Annotated in this window: 13 protein-coding genes, 4 tRNA genes, 3 rRNA genes and 1 riboswitch; of the genes, 17 read left to right on the top strand and 3 right to left on the bottom strand. The window is 51.3% G+C overall.

The window, feature by feature from the left end:
- The first annotated feature begins 77 nt into the window (after positions 1 to 77).
- Positions 78 to 1,451 carry an argininosuccinate lyase gene (argH, locus tag GA565_RS00480; protein WP_055773629.1) on the top strand — a complete coding sequence of 458 codons (1,374 nt, stop codon included), beginning with the start codon at positions 78 to 80 and terminating at the stop codon, positions 1,449 to 1,451.
- A gap of 115 nt (positions 1,452 to 1,566) precedes the next feature.
- Here the strand turns inward: argH and GA565_RS00475 are convergent, their stop codons facing one another.
- Positions 1,567 to 2,298, bottom strand: a complete 732-nt coding sequence (locus GA565_RS00475) for a glutathione peroxidase (RefSeq protein ID WP_152196944.1) — start codon at positions 2,296 to 2,298, stop codon at positions 1,567 to 1,569.
- 161 nt (positions 2,299 to 2,459) lie between these two features.
- On the opposite strand from GA565_RS00475, the gene oxyR reads away from it, so the two are divergent.
- Positions 2,460 to 3,380: a DNA-binding transcriptional regulator OxyR gene (gene oxyR / locus GA565_RS00470; RefSeq protein WP_152196943.1), complete on the top strand. Its 921-nt coding sequence runs from the start codon at positions 2,460 to 2,462 to the stop codon at positions 3,378 to 3,380.
- Here the strand turns inward: oxyR and sthA are convergent.
- Positions 3,363 to 4,763 carry a Si-specific NAD(P)(+) transhydrogenase gene (sthA, locus tag GA565_RS00465; protein ID WP_152196942.1) on the bottom strand — a complete coding sequence of 467 codons (1,401 nt, stop codon included), beginning with the start codon at positions 4,761 to 4,763 and terminating at the stop codon, positions 3,363 to 3,365. The genes oxyR and sthA overlap by 18 nt on opposite strands.
- A 208-nt stretch (positions 4,764 to 4,971) precedes the next feature.
- Between sthA and fabR the strand changes: the two genes are divergently transcribed.
- Together fabR and GA565_RS00455 are read left to right on the top strand one after the other, a co-directional pair.
- The gene (gene fabR / locus GA565_RS00460; protein WP_055773642.1) at positions 4,972 to 5,652 is read left to right on the top strand and encodes an HTH-type transcriptional repressor FabR; all 681 of its coding nucleotides are present in this window, start codon (positions 4,972 to 4,974) and stop codon (positions 5,650 to 5,652) included.
- Positions 5,627 to 5,986, top strand: coding sequence for a YijD family membrane protein (locus GA565_RS00455; RefSeq protein WP_055773633.1), 360 nt, complete (start codon positions 5,627 to 5,629; stop codon positions 5,984 to 5,986). The genes fabR and GA565_RS00455 overlap by 26 nt, the downstream gene beginning before the upstream one ends.
- A gap of 52 nt (positions 5,987 to 6,038) precedes the next feature.
- Here GA565_RS00455 and trmA read toward each other — a convergent pair whose 3' ends face one another.
- Positions 6,039 to 7,145 carry a tRNA (uridine(54)-C5)-methyltransferase TrmA gene (gene trmA / locus GA565_RS00450; RefSeq protein ID WP_152196941.1) on the bottom strand — a complete coding sequence of 369 codons (1,107 nt, stop codon included), beginning with the start codon at positions 7,143 to 7,145 and terminating at the stop codon, positions 6,039 to 6,041.
- A gap of 152 nt (positions 7,146 to 7,297) precedes the next feature.
- Positions 7,298 to 7,537, top strand: a riboswitch (cobalamin riboswitch).
- A gap of 68 nt (positions 7,538 to 7,605) precedes the next feature.
- On the opposite strand from trmA, the gene btuB reads away from it, so the two are divergent.
- The 13 genes from btuB to yjfF all read left to right on the top strand — a co-directional run bounded on the left by btuB (position 7,606) and on the right by yjfF (position 21,295).
- Complete coding sequence (btuB, locus tag GA565_RS00445; RefSeq protein ID WP_152196940.1) at positions 7,606 to 9,465, top strand: TonB-dependent vitamin B12 receptor BtuB; 1,860 nt, start codon at positions 7,606 to 7,608, stop codon at positions 9,463 to 9,465.
- Positions 9,410 to 10,291 (top strand): glutamate racemase, encoded by an 882-nt coding sequence (murI, locus tag GA565_RS00440; protein WP_152196939.1) that lies wholly within the window; start codon positions 9,410 to 9,412, stop codon positions 10,289 to 10,291. The genes btuB and murI overlap by 56 nt, the downstream gene beginning before the upstream one ends.
- A gap of 424 nt (positions 10,292 to 10,715) precedes the next feature.
- Positions 10,716 to 12,258 (top strand): 16S ribosomal RNA (locus GA565_RS00435).
- Positions 12,259 to 12,330: 72 nt separating this feature from the next.
- A tRNA-Ile gene (locus GA565_RS00430) sits at positions 12,331 to 12,407 on the top strand.
- A gap of 134 nt (positions 12,408 to 12,541) precedes the next feature.
- Positions 12,542 to 12,617 (top strand) — tRNA-Ala (locus GA565_RS00425).
- Between the two features lie 212 nt (positions 12,618 to 12,829).
- Positions 12,830 to 15,737 (top strand): 23S ribosomal RNA (locus GA565_RS00420).
- 125 nt (positions 15,738 to 15,862) lie between these two features.
- Positions 15,863 to 15,978, top strand: a 5S ribosomal RNA gene (gene rrf / locus GA565_RS00415).
- The 16S, 23S and 5S rRNA genes sit together here with 4 tRNA genes alongside, the layout of an rRNA operon.
- A gap of 91 nt (positions 15,979 to 16,069) precedes the next feature.
- Positions 16,070 to 16,146: transfer RNA gene (locus GA565_RS00410), tRNA-Asp, on the top strand.
- A 53-nt stretch (positions 16,147 to 16,199) separates the two neighbouring features.
- Positions 16,200 to 16,275, top strand: a tRNA-Trp gene (locus GA565_RS00405).
- Positions 16,276 to 16,688: 413 nt separating this feature from the next.
- Positions 16,689 to 17,645, top strand: coding sequence for a galactofuranose ABC transporter, galactofuranose-binding protein YtfQ (gene ytfQ / locus GA565_RS00400; RefSeq protein WP_152196938.1), 957 nt, complete (start codon positions 16,689 to 16,691; stop codon positions 17,643 to 17,645).
- Between the two features lie 128 nt (positions 17,646 to 17,773).
- Positions 17,774 to 19,279, top strand: a complete 1,506-nt coding sequence (gene ytfR / locus GA565_RS00395) for a galactofuranose ABC transporter, ATP-binding protein YtfR (RefSeq protein WP_152196937.1) — start codon at positions 17,774 to 17,776, stop codon at positions 19,277 to 19,279.
- 10 nt (positions 19,280 to 19,289) lie between these two features.
- Positions 19,290 to 20,309 (top strand): galactofuranose ABC transporter, ATP-binding protein YtfT, encoded by a 1,020-nt coding sequence (gene ytfT / locus GA565_RS00390; RefSeq protein ID WP_152196936.1) that lies wholly within the window; start codon positions 19,290 to 19,292, stop codon positions 20,307 to 20,309.
- Positions 20,309 to 21,295: a galactofuranose ABC transporter, permease protein YjfF gene (gene yjfF / locus GA565_RS00385; protein ID WP_152196935.1), complete on the top strand. Its 987-nt coding sequence runs from the start codon at positions 20,309 to 20,311 to the stop codon at positions 21,293 to 21,295. The genes ytfT and yjfF overlap by 1 nt, the downstream gene beginning before the upstream one ends.
- Positions 21,296 to 21,298 lie beyond the last annotated feature (3 nt).

Genomic DNA, 21,298 nt, shown 5'->3' with positions numbered 1-21,298 from the left:
GCGTGCGAGGCACCTCGCACGCCTGAATCAACTCTTCAAATATCACTTCTTAAGCATGCAAAGTCGGGAGCATTATCATGGCATTATGGGGCGGACGCTTTAGTCAGGCTGCAGATCAGCGTTTCAAAGAACTCAATGACTCACTGCGGTTTGACTATCGACTGGCTGAGCAGGACATCGTGGGCTCGGTTGCCTGGTCGAAAGCGCTGGTCACCGTAAACGTACTGACCGCAGATGAACAGCTGGAGCTTGAAGCGGCACTGAACGTGCTGCTCGAAGAGGTTCGTGCTAATCCTCGTGCCATTCTCGAAAGTGATGCGGAAGATATTCACAGCTGGGTTGAGCAGAAACTTATCGACAAAGTCGGCAATCTGGGCAAAAAGTTGCACACTGGCCGCAGCCGTAACGACCAGGTGGCAACAGATATCAAACTGTGGTGTAAAACGCAGGTTGTTGAACTGCAGTTGGCACTAAAACAGCTCCAGCAAGCGCTGGTAGAAACCGCTGAGGCTAATCAGGATGCAGTGATGCCGGGTTATACGCACCTGCAGCGCGCACAGCCGGTGACGTTTGCCCACTGGTGTCTGGCGTATGTAGAAATGCTGGCCCGTGATGAAAGTCGTTTGCAAGATACACTGACCCGTCTCGACGTTAGCCCATTGGGCAGTGGCGCGTTGGCAGGTACAGCTTACCCTATCGATCGCGAACAGCTGGCCGGCTGGCTGGGCTTTGCTTCGGCAACCCGTAACAGCCTCGACAGCGTTTCCGACCGTGACCACATTCTTGAACTGCTGTCGAACGCCTCAATCAGCATGGTTCACCTGTCGCGTTTTGCAGAAGACTTGATTTTCTTCAACACCGGTGAGGCGGGTTTTGTTGACCTGTCCGACCGCGTGACCTCCGGCTCTTCGCTGATGCCGCAGAAGAAAAACCCAGATGCACTTGAGCTTATCCGCGGTAAGTGTGGCCGCGTTCAGGGTGCGCTAACCGGCATGATGATGACGCTGAAAGGTCTGCCACTGGCGTATAACAAAGACATGCAGGAAGATAAAGAAGGGCTGTTTGACGCGCTCGATACCTGGATGGACTGCCTGCAAATGGCAGCGCTGGTGCTTGATGGTATCCAGGTTAAACGTCCACGCTGTAAAGAAGCGGCTGAGCAGGGTTACGCAAACTCTACCGAATTGGCCGACTATTTAGTGGCTAAAGGCGTGGCTTTCCGTGAAGCACACCACATTGTGGGTGAAGCGGTGGTTGAGGCCATTCGTCAGGGTAAAGCGCTGGAAGCCTTGCCGCTGGTCGATTTGCAGAAATTCAGCGCCGCGATTGGCGACGACGTTTATCCGATTCTTGCGCTGCAGTCGTGCCTGGACAAACGTAATGCCAAAGGTGGCGTGGCGCCTGAGCAGGTTGCCTTAGCAATCCGCGAAGCGAAGGCGCGTCTAGCCTAACCGACGCTCCAGAAACGCAGCGATAAAAAAAGCGGGCCTTTCGGCCCGCTAACTGTTCATACACGACTTTCTTATTTTGCTAAGGCGTTCTGAATCTTATCGGTCTGATTTAGAATCAGGCTGCAAAGAACTGCTCCAGATCGTCGCTTCCCCCGATGTGGCGACCACCGATGAATACTTGCGGCACTGTTGAGCGACCGCTGACTGCACGCAGGCTGACGGTTGTTGCGTCTTTACCCAGTACAACCTCTTCATACTGAATGCCGCGGTCCTGCAGCATCTGTTTGGCTTTAGAGCAGTAAGGGCAGCCCGGTTTGGTAAATACAGAAACGGATTCCTGTACTTTATGTTCTGGTGCCAGATATTTAAGCATGGTGTCGGCATCCGACACTTCAAATGGGTCACCCGGCTTGTTTGGCTCGACAAACATTTTCTCTACCACACCGTTACGTACCAGCATGGAGTAGCGCCATGAGCGTGGGCCAAAGCCCAGGTCGGCTTTCTCGACCAACATATCCATACCTTTGGTGAACTCGCCGTTACCGTCAGGAATGAAGGTAATGTTGGCGGCATTTTGTTCGGCTTTCCAGGCGTTCATCACGAAAGTATCGTTAACAGAAACGCATAGAATACTGTCTACGCCGTGTTGTTTAAACACCCCGGCCAGTTCGTTATAACGCGGCAGGTGGCTTGATGAGCAGGTTGGTGTAAACGCGCCTGGCAGAGAAAACAGGATCACAGTTTTATTTTTAAACAGGTCATCGCTGGTGGTATCAACCCACTGATCGCCCTGACGAGTATGGAACGTGACTTGTGGTACGGTTTTTCCTTCACGGCTTGAAAACATGCATAACCTCTTAATTACTATTTAATAAAATTTCTCTTAACGGCGTTACCGCTTCGATGTGGGACATTATTAACGATTCAGCTTGATAGATATAATCGTTGATTGCTATCTTATCTATCGCTACTGACTATCGAATGTGCGGACTGCACAAGGGAGAAACCATGAATATACGTGATTTAGAATACCTGGTCGCGCTGGCTGAATTTCGGCATTTCCGTCGCGCTGCCGATTCTTGCCACGTCAGCCAACCGACGCTGAGCGGTCAAATCCGCAAGCTGGAAGATGAACTGGGTGTCATGCTGCTGGAAAGAACCAGTCGCAAAGTGCTGTTTACTCAGGCGGGTTTGCTGCTGGTGGATCAGGCGCGTACGGTACTGCGTGAAGTGAAAGTGTTGAAGGAGATGGCCAGCCAGCAGGGTGAGGCGATGTCCGGTCCGCTGCATATCGGGCTTATTCCCACCGTTGGGCCTTACCTGCTGCCGCAGATTATTCCCACCTTGCATAAAACATTTCCCAAACTGGAAATGTATCTGCATGAAGCGCAGACCCAACAACTGTTGGCCCAGCTCGACAGCGGCAAGCTTGACTGTGCTATTTTGGCGCTGGTGAAAGAGAGTGAGGCCTTTATCGAGGTTCCGCTGTTTGATGAGCCGATGAAACTGGCAATTTATGACGATCATCATTGGGCATCGCGTGACAAAGTCGCGATGGCTGATCTGGCGGGTGAAAAATTGTTGATGCTTGAAGACGGGCACTGCCTGCGTGATCAGGCGTTAGGATTTTGCTTCCAGGCGGGTGCAGACGAAGATACGCATTTTCGCGCAACCAGTCTCGAAACGCTGCGTAACATGGTGGCGGCGGGCAGTGGAATTACGCTTTTGCCTTCTTTGGCCGTACCGCGTGAGCGCAGCCGAGATGGCGTCACGTATCTGGGCTGTGACAAGCCGGAACCGAAGCGCACCATTGCTCTGGTGTATCGCCCCGGTTCCCCACTTCGCGGTCGCTATGAACAGCTAGCCGAAGCGATTAAAACGCACATGCAAACTTATATGGATGCACTGGCGTTAAAAAAGCCGGTTTAAGCCGTTCAATGCTGCAACGCGATAGGCCTCTGCCATCGTCGGATAGTTAAAGGTGGTATTAACGAAATACTCGATGGTATTTCCCGCCCCTTTTTGTTCCATGATCGCCTGACCGATATGAATAATCTCGGCAGCACGTTCACCAAAGCAGTGAATACCAAGAATTTGTTTGGTATCTCTGTGGAACAGAAGTTTTAAACTCCCGACGTTCATGCCCGCGATTTGTGCACGTGCGAGGTGTTTAAACTGCGCGCGGCCTACTTCGTAAGGCACTTTCATCGCTGTTAATTCCTGCTCGGTTTTACCCACGGAGCTAATCTCCGGAATGGTGTAAATACCAGTAGGAATATTTTCAATCAGATGAACTTTGGTTTCGCCCTGAATCATTGCCTGTGCGGCAATACGGCCCTGGTCGTAAGCGGCAGAAGCCAGGCTCGGATAACCCACGACGTCACCCACTGCATAAATATGCGGCAGCGCAGTCTGATACATGCTGTTGACCTTTAACAGGCCACGGCTGTCGGCTTCCAGACCAATGTTTTCCAGACCCAGCGAATCGGTATTACCGGTGCGGCCGTTGGCAAACAGCAGCGCATCAGCTTTAACCTTTTTGCCCGATTTAAGGTGCATGATAACGCCGTCGTCCAGGCCTTCGATGCGCTCAAATTCCTCATTGTGGCGAATAACAACGCCGTTATTCCAGAAGTGGTAAGAGAGCGCGTCGGACATTTCCTGGTCGAGGAACGCCAACAGACGATCGCGGGTGTTTATTAGGTCAACTTTAACGTTTAGTCCGCGGAAAATGGAGGCGTACTCACAGCCAATGACCCCTGCACCGTAGATAATGACGTGGCGCGGTTCATGTTCCAATCCGAGGATCAGGTCGCTGTCGTAAATGCGTGGGTGGGTAAAGTCGACACCGGCAGGGCGATAAGGGCGCGAACCACAGGCAATAACAATATGTTCTGCGGTGACAAAGTCTTGTGAACCGTCAGCATAGGTTACTGAAATTGTATTTGCATCAACGAAGCTGGCATCACCGGCAAAAAGTTTGCACTGATTGCGCTCGTAAAAGCCTTCACGCATGCGGGTTTGCTGGTTAATGACAGAATCTGCATGACGCAGAATTTGCGGAAAGGTCGAGCTCATGGCGCGAGAACCGTCGCTATAAAGCGGATTCTGGTTGAACTCGATGATTCTGCTGACTGCGTGACGTAGCGCTTTTGAAGGAATAGTGCCCCAGTGTGTACAACCGCCACCGACGTTATTATAGCGTTCGATAACAGCCACTCTGGCGCCTTGTTTAACCAGACCCATGGAAGCACCTTCACCGCCAGGGCCTGAGCCAATTATAATGGCATCAAAATGATAGTTCTGTTGCATGGATAAGGAACCTATTTTTATACAAAAACACAACGAGAATGTAACATCATAGACCTAATTTCCCAACGATAGGTTATCTATTCGTGGGAATGCAGCAACATTCAGAAGAACTTTATGCTGAACTTAGTATAACGGTCGTTGCACAAAAATTTGGTATAGTGATGTGAATTCAGGCGAATGAGTAGGTTGACACTATCGGATGAAGGTCATGGGCGTAAGAGCACAACAAAAAGAGCGTACACGTCGCTCGCTGATTGAGGCGGCCTTTAGCCAACTAAGCGCGGAGCGCAGTTTCGCCAGTTTAAGCCTGCGTGAGGTCTCGCGCGAAGCGGGTATCGCACCCACGTCTTTTTACCGGCATTTTCGTGATGTGGATGAACTGGGACTGACAATGGTCGATGAAAGTGGTTTGATGCTTCGCCAGCTAATGCGCCAGGCTCGCCAGCGCATTGCCAAAGGCGGCAGTGTGATCCGCACCTCGGTTTCAACCTTTATGGAATTTATCGGCAATAATCCCAACGCCTTCCGTCTGCTGCTACGTGAACGATCCGGGACGTCTGCCGCTTTCCGTGCCGCCGTGGCGCGAGAAATTCAGCATTTTATTGCGGAACTTGCCGACTATTTGCAGCTCGAAAATCATATGCCGCGCAGTTTTACCGAAGCGCAGGCTGAAGCCATGGTTATTATCGTTTTTAACGCCGGCGCAGAAGCGTTGGACGTTGATATTGCCCAGCGTCGCCAGCTTGAAGAGCGGTTGGTATTGCAGCTGCGAATGATCTCCAAAGGCGCCTATTATTGGTATCGCCGCCAGCAAGAAAGAACGGCGGACATTTTACTCGCAAAGGATAAAAGAGGGTTAGAAGATGACAGAACAACCTCGCCAGGATAATGGCACCCTGGTCTTGGCTCTGATTGCCGGATTATCAATTAACGGCTCATTTGATGCTTTATTCAGTTCGGTTGTGGCTTTTTCTATCTTCCCGATTATTGCGCTGGTGCTGGCGGTGTACTGTTTACACCTACGTTACCAGAAGTGCGAAATGCCTTTCGGGATGCCGAAACTTGCCGCTGCCTGTTTTGTGCTCGGCCTGTTGTTGTATAGCACCATTGTGCGCGCCGAATATCCGCAGCTTGGCTCCAACTTTTTACCGTCGGTAATTTGCGTGGTGTTGGTGTTCTGGATTGGCTATCGTTTGAAAAAACGTAAAGCCGACAACGCATAAGTTTGCGAGCAAGATAGTAAAAGGGCAGCCCATTGGACTGCCCTTTGTCGTTTTAAGCGCTTATGCGTTCGAGTAAAACGCCGCACTCCATGTGATGGGTATAGGGGAATTGGTCGAACAGCGCTAAACGGGTGACGCGATGCGTCTGCTGCAGTGTTTCTAGATTGGCGCACAGCGTTTCTGGATTGCAGGAGATATAAAGGATGCGTGAATATGCCTGAACCATTTTAACCGTGTCATCATCCAGGCCGCTGCGCGGTGGATCGACAAAAATAGTCTCACAATCATAGCTTTTCAGGTCCACCCCTTCTAAACGGCGGAACTCGCGTACGCCATTCATCGCCTGAGTAAAATCTTCGGCGGCCATGCGAATGATCTGCACATTATCGATATTGTTGGCGGCGATGTTGTACTGCGCGGCGGCAACGGACGGTTTGGCAATTTCAGTGGCCAGCACGCGGTTAAAGTTACGGGCCAGCGCCAGTGAGAAATTGCCGTTACCGCAGTATAGCTCAAGCAGATCGCCCTGCGAGCCGGTGGTGATCTCTAACGCCCACTCCAGCATATGAATGTTCATGGCGGCGTTGGGCTGGGTAAAGCTGTTCTCCACCTGACGATAAATCATGTCACGTCCCGCCACCGGCAGAACCTCATCTATATAGTCTTGATCGAGCATAATCTTGGTTTTCGCCGCGCGACCAATCAACTGCACGTCGAAACCGTCATGGCGAAGCTGGTCGCGCAGCGCGGTCGCCGCCTGCTGCCATGCGTCATCAAGCTTGCGGTGATAGAGCAGGGAGGCAATGATTTTACCGCTGCGGGTAGAAAGATAATCAATCTGGAACAGCTTGTGGCGCAGCGCAGGCTCAGCCTTCACGGCCTCGAGCAGGACCGGCATCAGGCGATTAATCAGTTCGCTTGCAGCAGGGAATTTGTCGACGCGAATGCGGGCCTTAGTCTGCTGATCGAACATGATGTGGTAAAGGTCGCCTTCATCGTGCCACACCCGAAACTCGGCTCGCATACGATAATGGCTAACGGGAGAACGGAAGACTTCGGCCTCTGGCGCATTAAATGGCGACATCAGCGCCGTGAGACGGGCGGTCTTTTCCGCCAGTTGGTCGTCATATTGTTCAATGGGCAAGTTTTCTGGCGTCATCTATTTTCTCGTCTTACGGCTAATCAATGGGCGAACTTTAAGGATTATGAGGCGTTTTGCCCGGTGATTGTAGGGAATGTCATGATGATGTCCAGTTTTGTCGTATTTAGTTTGCTTCATCGCTACGGCAGTCTAGATTTCCAAATAGGTTGATCGTAGGATTAATCTCAGGCCTCCATCGTTGAGTTAAAAGGGAATCCGGTGTGAATCCGGAGCTGTCGCGCAGCGGTATGGGGAAAGCACGGCGAGTGCATTACGATTCATCCACAAAACAACAATGCAAACACTGTCCTTATTATAAGGATGGGAAGTTATCGCCCGGCGTTGTTTCTATTCTCGATGAAAACAACGGATCCCAAGCCCGAAGACCTGCCTGAATTACGTCGCATTTTTCACCGTCACCGCGAAAGTGATCGTGAGTTTCTGCGGCATCCTTTATTAAGTTCGGATGCGCGTTTCTATGACAATTAAAAAGCATGTGCTGTTGACGGTTCTCTCCGTCACAGCTTTTTCGGGCTGGGCGCAAGACAGTAATTCATCGACAGACAATAGCGATAATATGGTCGTAACGGCTAACCGTTTCCCGCAACCTATTTCTACCGTGCTGGCACCGACGACTATTGTTACTCGTGACCAAATAGACCGCTGGCAATCCAAGTCTCTGACTGACGTAATGCGCCGCCTGCCGGGTGTCGACATTGCGCAGAATGGTGGGTTGGGGCAACAAAGCTCGATGTTTATTCGCGGCACCAATTCCAGCCATGTATTAATTCTCATCGACGGCATTCGCTTAAATCAGGCGGGAATTTCGGGGTCATCGGATTTAAGCCAAATTCCAATTTCGCTGGTGCAGAAGATTGAATATATCCGTGGGCCTTCTTCCGCAGTATACGGTTCGGACGCGATCGGCGGCGTCGTTAACATTATTACTACGCGTAATAAGCTGGGCAGCACAATAACGGCGGGTATCGGCTCAAACGGTTATCAATCATATGACGCCTCCACTCAGCAGAAGTTGGGTGATGATACCGTAGGAACGTTTGCCGGAAACTATACGTATACCCACGGCTACGATGTGGTCGCCAATGGCAATACCGGCGCGCAGTCACAGCAGGACCGCGACGGATTTATGAGTAGAACCTTGTACGGTTCTATTCTGCATAACTTCAATGAAAGCATCAGTGGTTTCATTCGCGGTTACGGCTTCGATAATAGAACGGCCTATGACGGATATTACACGCCGGGTAACCCATTGCTCGATACTCAACAGCTTTATAATCAGACCTGGGATACGGGCCTGCGTTATAAAGAAGGTATTTATGCGACTCAGCTGATTGGTAGCTATACCCATAGCAAAACCTACAACTTCGATCCGCGCTATGGTCAATACGATCCTTCGGCGACCCTGGATGATGTTCAGCAATATAACGTTCAGTGGGGCAATACCCTACAGGCGTGGCACGGCACGGTGAGCGGAGGCCTTGATTGGCAGAAGCAAACCACCACGCCGGGTACTAACTATCTGAGTGAGGGTTATGAGCAGCGCGATACCGGCGTTTATGCCACGACCCAGCAGCTGTTTGGTCCGGTAACGCTTGAAGGTGCCGTTCGCAGCGACGATAACTCGCAGTTTGGCCAGCACACCACCTGGCAAAGCAGCGCCGCGTACGAGTTTATCGACGGTTATCGCTTTATCGCATCTTACGGTACAGCCTTTAAGGCACCGAATTTGGGGCAGGTTTATAGTCAATACTACGGCAATACAAATCTTAAGCCTGAAGAAAGTAAACAGTGGGAAGGCGCGTTTGAGGGGCTGACCGGTCCGGTAACCTGGCGCGTGGGTGGATACAAGAATGAAATTACCAACCTGATTGATAGCGATCCGGCGACTTATCGTTACTACAATATCGGTGAAGCCAAGATTAAAGGCGTAGAGGCGACGGCATCCTTTGATACCGGTCCATTTAGCCATCAGCTTTCTTATGATTACGTTGATGCTCGTAATGCCCAGACCAATGCAATTCTGCTACGTCGCGCCAAACAACAGGTTAAATATGAGCTGGACTGGCAGGTTGAACAGATTGACTGGGCTGTCACTTATCATTATCTCGGTGAGCGTTATGATACGGACTACAACACCTATCAAACCGTGAAGCTGGGTGGTGTTAGCCTTTGGGATCTGGCAGCCTCTTATCCTGTTACTTCCCATCTAACCGTTCGTGCTAGAATTGCCAACCTCTTTGATAAAGACTATGAGACGGCATATGGCTACGCAACACCAGGACGTGAGTATTTCCTCTCTGGAAGCTATACCTTCTGATAATGCCTTAGTACCGGCTCGCCCGACGGCGCTGGTGTTTGACTCTGGCGTCGGCGGGTTATCGGTTTATCATGAGGTCCGACAGCTAATGCCGGACCTGCACTATATATATGCTTTCGATAACGTGGCGTTTCCCTATGGGGAGAAGTCGGAAGAGTTTATCGTCGAACGCGTGCTTGAAATAGTGAGCGCCGTGGCGAAGCGTCATCCCCTTTCTATCATCATCATTGCCTGCAATACGGCGAGCACCGTTTCTCTGCCTGCATTAAGGGCGAAGTTTGCCTGCCCAGTTGTTGGCGTGGTGCCGGCGATTAAGCCCGCCGCCAAATTAACCCGCAACGGTGTTGTCGGATTACTGGCAACTCGCGCAACGGTTCAGCGCCCTTATACGCATGACCTGGTTGCTCGCTTTGCCACAGACTGCAAGATTCTGATGCTGGGTTCTGCGGAGCTGGTGGAATTGGCCGAAGCTAAACTGCACGGCGAAGAAGTTTCACGTCCTCTATTAAAGAAAATCCTGCAACCCTGGCTCAAACTTCGCGAACCACCGGACACGGTTGTCTTGGGATGTACTCATTTTCCACTGCTCAGCGAAGAGCTGTCACAGGTATTACCTGATGGAACGCGGATGATTGACTCAGGATCGGCCATTGCACGTCGTGCACACTGGCTAATTGAGACGGCTTTTACCGCGATACCCGAAAAAAAAGACGGAATAGAAATAGAAAGCATTGCTTACTGCATTAAGCTCGACGCACAAGCCGCAGAGCTGCTGCCTGTTTTGCAATCATATGGCTTCAAAAGTATTCAAGAGTTGCCGCTTTAAACGTCTTTTGATTAAACATTCAGCGGTCAGAAAAGTTTTTTAAAAATAGGGGTTGCGGCCTTCTGAGAACTCCCTATAATGCGCCTCCACTGACCGGGAACAACGACTCCTCTAACGAGAACCAAGTCGCCGGGTTAGGTAGAGAAAAGAATGACTTCGAAAGAAAAAACTCTTGACTCTTCAGCGGGAAAGCGTATTATGCACCTCCCGCGCCGCATAAGATTCATTGCGAACGGCGGCACTGCTCTTTAACAATTTATCAGACAATCTGTGTGGGCACTCACAAGACGATATCAGCCACTTCGGTGGCAACAGAATATCAAGGCAGCAATGCCAAGTCTTAGAGTGACCAAGCAGTAATTCATTATGAATGATGTGAAGTAACTTTGAGCATCGCTGAACTTGTTTCAGCAAATCGAACTTTTAATTGAAGAGTTTGATCATGGCTCAGATTGAACGCTGGCGGCAGGCCTAACACATGCAAGTCGAGCGGTAGCACGGGAGAGCTTGCTCTCTGGGTGACGAGCGGCGGACGGGTGAGTAATGTCTGGGAAACTGCCTGATGGAGGGGGATAACTACTGGAAACGGTAGCTAATACCGCATGATGTCGCAAGACCAAAGTGGGGGACCTTCGGGCCTCACGCCATCGGATGTGCCCAGATGGGATTAGCTAGTAGGTGGGGTAATGGCTCACCTAGGCGACGATCCCTAGCTGGTCTGAGAGGATGACCAGCCACACTGGAACTGAGACACGGTCCAGACTCCTACGGGAGGCAGCAGTGGGGAATATTGCACAATGGGCGCAAGCCTGATGCAGCCATGCCGCGTGTGTGAAGAAGGCCTTAGGGTTGTAAAGCACTTTCAGCGAGGAGGAAGGCGTTGTTGTTAATAGCAACAACGATTGACGTTACTCGCAGAAGAAGCACCGGCTAACTCCGTGCCAGCAGCCGCGGTAATACGGAGGGTGCAAGCGTTAATCGGAATTACTGGGCGTAAAGCGCACGCAGGCGGTTTGTTAAGTCAGATGTGAAATCCCCGAGCTTAACTTGGGAACTGCATTTGAAACTGGCAAGCTAGAGTCTTGTAGAGGGGGGTAGAATTCCAGGTGTAGCGGTGAAATGCGTAGAGATCTGGAGGAATACCGGTGGCGAAGGCGGCCCCCTGGACAAAGACTGACGCTCAGGTGCGAAAGCGTGGGGAGCAAACAGGATTAGATACCCTGGTAGTCCACGCTGTAAACGATGTCGACTTGGAGGTTGTGCCCTTGAGGCGTGGCTTCCGGAGCTAACGCGTTAAGTCGACCGCCTGGGGAGTACGGCCGCAAGGTTAAAACTCAAATGAATTGACGGGGGCCCGCACAAGCGGTGGAGCATGTGGTTTAATTCGATGCAACGCGAAGAACCTTACCTACTCTTGACATCCACGGAATTCGCTAGAGATAGCTTAGTGCCTTCGGGAACCGTGAGACAGGTGCTGCATGGCTGTCGTCAGCTCGTGTTGTGAAATGTTGGGTTAAGTCCCGCAACGAGCGCAACCCTTATCCTTTGTTGCCAGCACGTAATGGTGGGAACTCAAAGGAGACTGCCGGTGATAAACCGGAGGAAGGTGGGGATGACGTCAAGTCATCATGGCCCTTACGAGTAGGGCTACACACGTGCTACAATGGCATATACAAAGAGAAGCAAACTCGCGAGAGCAAGCGGACCTCATAAAGTATGTCGTAGTCCGGATTGGAGTCTGCAACTCGACTCCATGAAGTCGGAATCGCTAGTAATCGTAGATCAGAATGCTACGGTGAATACGTTCCCGGGCCTTGTACACACCGCCCGTCACACCATGGGAGTGGGTTGCAAAAGAAGTAGGTAGCTTAACCTTCGGGAGGGCGCTTACCACTTTGTGATTCATGACTGGGGTGAAGTCGTAACAAGGTAACCGTAGGGGAACCTGCGGTTGGATCACCTCCTTACCTAAAGATACGCATTGTGCAGTGTCCACACAGATTGTCTGATGAAATAGTAACGAGCAGAAATACCTTTATAGGCTTGTAGCTCAGGTGGTTAGAGCGCACCCCTGATAAGGGTGAGGTCGGTGGTTCAAGTCCACTCAGGCCTACCAAATTCTTTCTCATGCTGCGTTATGACTTCACTCGCATAGAAAACACTATGCTTCGCGAAGCCACGCCTTGCCTGAGTAAGAATTGAAACTCTTTTTAGGGTGGGACATATAAAGGTATCTGTAAGTGACTGTATGGGGCTATAGCTCAGCTGGGAGAGCGCCTGCCTTGCACGCAGGAGGTCAGCGGTTCGATCCCGCTTAGCTCCACCATATCCATACGGGTCACATTAATACTTCAGAGTATATTGGAAACAGTATGCTGCGAAGTATTTTGCTCTTTAACAATCTGGAACAAGCTGAAAAATTGAAACGATACAGCTGAACATAACTCTCCGTAGAAGTACTGAGTTATGCGCACCTGTATTAGAGTCTCTCAAATAATCGCAGCACGAACGGCGTCGCAAGACACCTTCGGGTTGTGAGGTTAAGCGACTAAGCGTACACGGTGGATGCCTAGGCAGTCAGAGGCGATGAAGGGCGTGCTAATCTGCGAAAAGCGTCGGTAAGGTGATATGAACCGTTATACCCGACGATACCCGAATGGGGAAACCCAATGTGATACGTCACATTATCGCATGGTGAATACATAGCCATGCGAGGCGAACCGGGGGAACTGAAACATCTAAGTACCCCGAGGAAAAGAAATCAACCGAGATTCCCCCAGTAGCGGCGAGCGAACGGGGAACAGCCCAGAACCTGAATCAGTTTATGTGTTAGTGGAAGCGTCTGGAAGGTCGCACAGTATAGGGTGATAGTCCCGTACACAAAAATGCATAGGCTGTGAGTTCGATGAGTAGGGCGGGACACGTGACATCCTGTCTGAATATGGGGGGACCATCCTCCAAGGCTAAATACTCCTGACTGACCGATAGTGAACCAGTACCGTGAGGGAAAGGCGAAAAGAACCCCGGCGAGGGGAGTGAAATAGAACCTGAAACCGTGTACGTACAAGCAGTGGGAGCCTACTTTGTTGGGTGACTGCGTACCTTTTGTATAATGGGTCAGCGACTTATATTTTGTAGCAAGGTTAACCGTATAGGGGAGCCGTAGGGAAACCGAGTCTTAACTGGGCGTCAAGTTGCAAGGTATAGACCCGAAACCCGGTGATCTAGCCATGGGCAGGTTGAAGGTTGGGTAACACTAACTGGAGGACCGAACCGACTAATGTTGAAAAATTAGCGGATGACTTGTGGCTGGGGGTGAAAGGCCAATCAAACCGGGAGATAGCTGGTTCTCCCCGAAAGCTATTTAGGTAGCGCCTCGTGAACTCATCTTCGGGGGTAGAGCACTGTTTCGACTAGGGGTCCATCCCGGATTACCAACTCGATGCAAACTACGAATACCGAAGAATGTTATCACGGGAGACACACGGCGGGTGCTAACGTCCGTCGTGAAGAGGGAAACAACCCAGACCGCCAGCTAAGGTCCCAAAGTCATGGTTAAGTGGGAAACGATGTGGGAAGGCATAGACAGCCAGGATGTTGGCTTAGAAGCAGCCATCATTTAAAGAAAGCGTAATAGCTCACTGGTCGAGTCGGCCTGCGCGGAAGATGTAACGGGGCTAAACCATGCACCGAAGCTGCGGCAGCGACGCTTAGGCGTTGTTGGGTAGGGGAGCGTTCTGTAAGCCGTTGAAGGTGGTCTGTGAGGGCTGCTGGAGGTATCAGAAGTGCGAATGCTGACATAAGTAACGATAATGCGGGTGAAAAACCCGCACGCCGGAAGACCAAGGGTTCCTGTCCAACGTTAATCGGGGCAGGGTGAGTCGACCCCTAAGGCGAGGCCGAAAGGCGTAGTCGATGGGAAACAGGTTAATATTCCTGTACTTGGTGTTACTGCGAAGGGGGGACGGAGAGGGCTAGGCTAGCCGGGCGACGGTTGTCCCGGTTTAAGCGTGTAGGGGGTGTGACTTGGTAAATCCGGTTGCATATTAACCCTGAGGCGTGATGACGAGTCACTACGGTGATGAAGTAGTTGATGCCGCACTTCCAGGAAAAGCCTCTAAGCATCAGGTAACATTAAATCGTACCCCAAACCGACACAGGTGGTCAGGTAGAGAATACTCAGGCGCTTGAGAGAACTCGGGTGAAGGAACTAGGCAAAATGGTGCCGTAACTTCGGGAGAAGGCACGCTGTCGCTAGGTGGAGGAACTTGCTTCCCGAGCTGAAGACAGTCGAAGATACCAGCTGGCTGCAACTGTTTAATAAAAACACAGCACTGTGCAAACACGAAAGTGGACGTATACGGTGTGACGCCTGCCCGGTGCCGGAAGGTTAATTGATGGGGTTATCCGCAAGGAGAAGCTCTTGATCGAAGCCCCGGTAAACGGCGGCCGTAACTATAACGGTCCTAAGGTAGCGAAATTCCTTGTCGGGTAAGTTCCGACCTGCACGAATGGCGTAATGATGGCCAGGCTGTCTCCACCCGAGACTCAGTGAAATTGAACTCGCTGTGAAGATGCAGTGTACCCGCGGCAAGACGGAAAGACCCCGTGAACCTTTACTATAGCTTGACACTGAACATTGAGCCTTGATGTGTAGGATAGGTGGGAGGCTTTGAAGCGTGGACGCCAGTCTGCGTGGAGCCAACCTTGAAATACCACCCTTTAATGTTTGATGTTCTAACTCGGCCCCATAATCTGGGGTGAGGACAGTGTCTGGTGGGTAGTTTGACTGGGGCGGTCTCCTCCTAAAGAGTAACGGAGGAGCACGAAGGTTAGCTAATCACGGTCGGACATCGTGAGGTTAGTGCAATGGCATAAGCTAGCTTGACTGCGAGAGTGACGGCTCGAGCAGGTACGAAAGTAGGTCATAGTGATCCGGTGGTTCTGAATGGAAGGGCCATCGCTCAACGGATAAAAGGTACTCCGGGGATAACAGGCTGATACCGCCCAAGAGTTCATATCGACGGCGGTGTTTGGCACCTCGATGTCGGCTCATCACATCCTGGGGCTGAAGTAGGTCCCAAGGGTACGGCTGTTCGCCGTTTAAAGTGGTACGCGAGCTGGGTTTAGAACGTCGTGAGACAGTTCGGTCCCTATCTGCCGTGGGCGTTGGAAGATTGAGAGGGGCTGCTCCTAGTACGAGAGGACCGGAGTGGACGCATCACTGGTGTTCGGGTTGTCATGCCAATGGCATTGCCCGGTAGCTAAATGCGGAAAAGATAAGCGCTGAAAGCATCTAAGCGCGAAACTTGCCTCGAGATGAGTCTTCCCTGGGGCTTTAAGCCCCCTGAAGGGACGTTTAAGACTAAGACGTTGATAGGCTGGGTGTGTAAGTGCAGCGATGCATTGAGCTAACCAGTACTAATGACCCGTGAGGCTTAACCTTACAACACCGAAGGTGTTTTAGAGAGACACAAAGACTTAAGTTTCAATGAAATCAGCTTGTTCAAAGATTGGTTCTGATGGCTTACCCTGAATGATGGGGAAAGCGGTTAGAATAAAACGAATTTGCCTGGCGGCAGTAGCGCGGTGGTCCCACCTGACCCCATGCCGAACTCAGAAGTGAAACGCCGTAGCGCCGATGGTAGTGTGGGGTCTCCCCATGCGAGAGTAGGGAACTGCCAGGCATCAATTTAGTTCCTTTTTCCCCTGACAAGGAAAAACATAAGGAACAAACTGATCTCAGACCGATTGTCTGAGGTGAGTGAAAGAACCGGTGGAGCGGTAGTTCAGTTGGTTAGAATACCTGCCTGTCACGCAGGGGGTCGCGGGTTCGAGCCCCGTCCGTTCCGCCACTTATCAAAATTATGCCTGCTAAAATTTAGCAGGCATAATACTAAGTAGATTTAGGGGCGTAGCTCAGTTGGTAGAGCACCGGTCTCCAAAACCGGGTGTCGCGAGTTCGAATCTCTCCGCCCCTGCCATATTAAGGACCCTTCGCGAAAGCGAGGGGTTTTTTTTCGTTCAGAATAAGGCAAAGCCTCACTATTCCCGCTCTATAATTCCTTCGAAAGCCCAAAACATCCTCTTTAATGTTCAAAAAGAATACGAAAATTTTCCTGATTTACACCCTTTAAATCCTCTAAGAATAAATCCCTGACGCATATTTGTGGGTTTTACTGCCTAATTTTTGTGATTTTCTAGCTGAATACATGCACGAATTGATTGTTAATCATCTATGTGACCGCGCTCAACCTACCGTTTTTACAATACGCTAAAACTAAGTGTCGCCTGGTGAAGCTTTGTTCACCCGCGAAACTCGGTTTTAGCGCTTTTCTATGCCGCACCCTACATGACACAACAAAAAGTAGCTCAGACTACGCGTGAGGAAAGAACAATGTATAAACGTTTATTACTGGCAGCTGCGGTCGCAACGGCATTTTGTGGAGCGGCTCAGGCTGCACCTCTAGTCGTGGGATTTTCTCAAATCGGTTCTGAATCAGGCTGGCGTTCTGCAGAAACCAAAGTCTCCAAACTGGAAGCACAAAAACGCGGAATAACCCTGAAAATAGCCGATGCTCAACAAAAACAAGAGAATCAAATCAAGGCAATACGTTCGTTCATTGCGCAGGGCGTAGATGCCATCTTTATTGCCCCGGTGGTCGCTACTGGCTGGGCGCCGGTACTGACAGAAGCTAAAGAAGCCAAGATCCCGGTATTCCTGCTAGACCGTACAATCGAAGTCAGCGATCCATCGCTTTATACCGCCGCCGTGGCATCAGACAGCGTACACGAAGGCAAAGTAGCAGGGGATTGGCTGGTCAAGGAGGTGGCAGGCAAGCCCTGCAACGTCGTTGAACTCCAGGGAACTGTCGGTGCGAGCGTTGCGCTAAACCGTAAGCAAGGTTTTGCCGATGCTTTGAAAGCGGCACCTAATGTGAAAATTATTCGTTCTCAGTCCGGCGACTTTACCCGCAGCAAGGGCAAGGAAGTGATGGAAAGCTTCATCAAGGCTGAGCAAAACGGCAAAAATATTTGCGCGGTCTATGCGCATAACGATGATATGGCCATCGGTGCGATTCAGGCCATTAAAGAAGCAGGTTTGAAACCCGGCTCGCAAATTAAGGTCGTCTCGATTGACGGCGTGCCTGATATCTACAAAGCCATGCTCAGCGGTGAATCCAATGCCTCTGTTGAACTAACGCCAAATATGGCTGGCCCAGCGTTTGATGCGCTGATCAAGATGAAAAAAGACGGCACTCAACCTCCAAAGTTTATTCAGACTCAATCAACTCTGGTGCTGCCTGACATGGCGCAGAAAGAGTACGACATGAAAAAAGATATGGGCTACTAAACCTGCTTTCCGGCTCTGGTTGATGAGTGATATTAATTCAATATTGTTCATAACGCAGAGCCGGTTTCATTATCCCATTTTGCACATACAGCCGTTATCGTGCGCATGCTGTCGGGGTCGAGAATCTAATGGAGCATCTTCAATCATCAACCTTACTTGAGGTGCGCGGTTTATCCGTTGAGTTTCCTGGAGTAAAAGCGCTGGAAAAGGTGGATTTTACGCTTAATCGTGGCGAGATCGTGGCGCTATTGGGCGAGAACGGCGCAGGTAAATCCACGTTGATTAAAGCGCTTACCGGCGTCTATAAACGTTCGGCAGGCAGCGTTTATCTCAATGGTGAACCTATTGAGGCCATCAATACCGCTCACGCTCAGGCACTAGGCATTGGCACCGTTTATCAGGAAGTGAACCTGCTGCCGAATATTTCCGTAGCAGCTAATTTATTTATTGGCCGAGAGCCCACACGCTTCGGGCTGGTGAACCAGCGACAAATGGACCAGCAGGCAGAAACTCTGCTCGCCGGTTATGGGCTCCATCTTGACGTCGGCCAGCCTCTTGCCGCCTATTCCATCGCGATTCAGCAAATCGTGGCTATTGCCCGCGCTGTGGACCTTTCTGCGCAAGTCCTTATTCTGGATGAGCCTACCGCCAGCCTCGATGCAAAAGAGGTCAGTATGCTGCTCGATATCTTGATGCAGCTGAGAGATAAAGGGATGGGAATGGTGTTTGTCACCCATTTTCTCGATCAGGTCTACCGCATCAGCGATCGCATTACCGTATTACGTAACGGAAAACTGGTCGGCACCTCGCTTACCCAAGATCTGCCGCGCATCGAGCTTGTGCCAATGATGCTGGGACACAGTTTCGACGAGGCGTTGCTCAAGCGCGGTGAGCACCGTGCAGTAACCGGCGATCCGCTAGTTGAATTTAAAGACTACGGGCGACGCGGATTGGTCGAGAATTTTGACCTTAGCGTGCGGCGCGGTGAAATTGTCGGGCTTGCCGGTTTACTGGGGTCGGGGCGTACTGAAACCGCCCAGCTTATCTTTGGCATCAAAAGTCATGATACGGGGACCGCCAAAGTTAATGGTCAGGACGTGACGATTCGTACACCGCGCAAGGCGGCAAAACTGGGGTTTGGTTACTGCCCGGAGGATCGCAAAACCGACGGTATCATTGGTGCCGCGACGGTGCGTGAAAACATTATCTTGGCGCTGCAGGCCCAGCGTGGCTGGCTACGGCCGCTTTCGATGAAAGAACAAAATCAGATTGCCGACAAGTTTATCAAGCTGCTGGGGATCCGCACCCCCAGCGCCGAACAAGAAATACAGTACCTCTCGGGAGGTAATCAGCAAAAGGTACTGCTTTCGCGCTGGCTGGCGACCCATCCCCGTTTTCTTATTCTCGATGAGCCTACTCGCGGCATCGATGTCGGCGCTCATGCTGAAATTATCCGTCTGATTGAAAAACTCTGTGATGAAGGGCTGGCACTGCTGGTTATCTCCTCCGAACTTGAAGAGCTGGCGGGCTACGCTGACAGAATCGTGGTTCTGCGCGACCGACGGCATATTACTCAAATCGAGCAGGACCAAATTTCGGTTCCGGCCATCATGACTGCGATTGCGGTTCAATAAGGGGATATCCATGACGAACAGGAGTCTGCCGATGACAGGAAGGCCGCGCAAGGTCCGCTGGGTATTTCCTAAAGGGGCCACACAGGTCGGCGCGTTTTTGGCTATCTTGGTAATTGATAGCCTTGTCGCGCCCGGTTTTTTTAACATTCACCTGCAGGACGGCCGACTGTTTGGCAGTTTGGTCGATATTTTCAACCGCGGTGCGCCGGTGGCCATTCTTGCACTGGGTATGACGCTGGTTATCGCCACCGGAGGTATAGATCTCTCCGTCGGTGCTGTGATGGCTATCGCGGGTGCTACGGCGGCCACGATGACCGTCAATGGGTATCCTCTTACAACGGTAATATTGGCCGCCGTTGCGGTGGGTGCTGCCTGTGGCCTGTGGAACGGCTTTTTGGTCGCCGTGCTGCAAATACAGCCGATCGTTGCCACGCTGATGCTCATGGTTGCCGGACGCGGTATTGCGCAGTTGATCACCGAGGGACAAATCGTCACCTTCGAGCACAATGGACTCTCTCAGTTTGGCAGCGGATCGCTGCTGACATTGCCGATGCCGGTGATTATTGCCGCGGTGATGCTGTTGTTGCTGTGGTTGTTAACGCGTAAAACGGCGCTGGGGCTGTTTATCGAATCTGTGGGTATCAACGTTCGATCGTCTTACAACGCCGGCGTTAATGCGCGTTTGGTGCTGATTTCGGTTTATATTATCTGCGGAATCTGCGCCGCTGTAGCGGGTGTCATTGTAACGGCTGACATTCGCGGAGCCGACGCCAATAACGCCGGACTGTGGCTGGAGCTGGACGCCATTTTAGCCGTGGTTATCGGCGGCGGTTCACTGCTGGGTGGTCGTTTTAACCTACTCCTTTCGCTCATCGGCGCGCTTATTATTCAGGGCATGAATACCGGCATTCTTCTTTCGGGCTTCAAACCCGAGTTTAATCTGGTGCTCAAGGCGGTAGTGGTGTTAGCCGTGCTGGTCGTCCAGTCACCTCGCGTTTCTCTTCGCGGTCTGTTTCGGAGGAAAGAGTAATGCTCAAGCGCAATCTCCCCCTATTGATTACCATTTTGGTTTTTATCGCGGGCTACGGGTACTGCTTCTACCAGTTCCCCGGCTTTGCTTCCACACGCGTATTTTGCGACTTGCTAACGGATAACGCCTTCCTCGGTATTGTGGCCGTAGGCATGACTTTTGTTATTCTTTCCGGCGGCATAGACCTTTCGGTTGGGTCAGTGATCGCTTTTACCGGCGTTGCGCTGGCAAAACTTATTGGTGATTACGGCGTACCGCCATTCTACGCCTTTGCCATTGTGTTGATTATGGGCGCACTTTTTGGCGGTCTAATGGGTTGGATAATCGACACCCTCAAGCTGCCGGCTTTTATTATTACCCTAGCCGGAATGTTCTTTATTCGCGGCATGAGTTTTGTGCTCTCTGAAGAGTCTTTACCGATTAACCATCCGCTGTATGCCACGCTGGCTAACTATGCCTGGAAGGTGCCCGGAGGAGGGCGTCTTACCCTGCTGGCGCTGGTGATGCTTTGTGTGGTGGCGGTGGGGATTATTCTGGCTCACAGAACGCGGTTCGGTAACAACGTTTATGCCATAGGTGGCAATGCGCACTCAGCTGGGCTGATGGGTGTTCCGGTAAGGAAAACCACGATTTATATCTATATGCTTTCAAGTTCACTGGCCGTGCTGTCAGGCATTATTTTTTCACTTTACACCTCGGCCGGTTATGCCTTGGCGGCAAGCGGCGTCGAGCTTGATGCCATCGCCGCCGTAGTTATTGGCGGTACGCTGTTGAGCGGCGGCGTAGGTACGGTGCTGGGCAGTCTGTTTGGCGTGATGATCCAGGGATTGATTCAAACCTATATCACCTTTGATGGCACGCTAAGCTCGTGGTGGACAAAAATCGTGATGGGCGTGCTGCTGTTTATTTTCATCGCACTGCAGAAAGGCATGGGCTCCTATTGGCTAACTCGCCGAGCCCGTCACCCGCAGCTAAAAACGACCTGACTC

Source organism: Rouxiella sp. S1S-2 (genome assembly GCF_009208105.1).
Taxonomy (GTDB): domain Bacteria; phylum Pseudomonadota; class Gammaproteobacteria; order Enterobacterales; family Enterobacteriaceae; genus Rouxiella.
Note: the sequence above shows the minus strand (reverse complement) of the source record. Positions and strands in the feature narration are given on the sequence as shown.

Coding starts and splice junctions, on each gene's coding strand:
- argH (WP_055773629.1), top strand. CDS start 78: ATGGCATTATGGGGCGGACGCTTTAGTCAGGCTGCAGATCAGCGTTTC.
- GA565_RS00475 (WP_152196944.1), bottom strand. CDS start 2,298: ATGTTTTCAAGCCGTGAAGGAAAAACCGTACCACAAGTCACGTTCCAT.
- oxyR (WP_152196943.1), top strand. CDS start 2,460: ATGAATATACGTGATTTAGAATACCTGGTCGCGCTGGCTGAATTTCGG.
- sthA (WP_152196942.1), bottom strand. CDS start 4,763: ATGCAACAGAACTATCATTTTGATGCCATTATAATTGGCTCAGGCCCT.
- fabR (WP_055773642.1), top strand. CDS start 4,972: ATGGGCGTAAGAGCACAACAAAAAGAGCGTACACGTCGCTCGCTGATT.
- GA565_RS00455 (WP_055773633.1), top strand. CDS start 5,627: ATGACAGAACAACCTCGCCAGGATAATGGCACCCTGGTCTTGGCTCTG.
- trmA (WP_152196941.1), bottom strand. CDS start 7,145: ATGACGCCAGAAAACTTGCCCATTGAACAATATGACGACCAACTGGCG.
- btuB (WP_152196940.1), top strand. CDS start 7,606: ATGACAATTAAAAAGCATGTGCTGTTGACGGTTCTCTCCGTCACAGCT.
- murI (WP_152196939.1), top strand. CDS start 9,410: ATGGCTACGCAACACCAGGACGTGAGTATTTCCTCTCTGGAAGCTATA.
- ytfQ (WP_152196938.1), top strand. CDS start 16,689: ATGTATAAACGTTTATTACTGGCAGCTGCGGTCGCAACGGCATTTTGT.
- ytfR (WP_152196937.1), top strand. CDS start 17,774: ATGGAGCATCTTCAATCATCAACCTTACTTGAGGTGCGCGGTTTATCC.
- ytfT (WP_152196936.1), top strand. CDS start 19,290: ATGACGAACAGGAGTCTGCCGATGACAGGAAGGCCGCGCAAGGTCCGC.
- yjfF (WP_152196935.1), top strand. CDS start 20,309: ATGCTCAAGCGCAATCTCCCCCTATTGATTACCATTTTGGTTTTTATC.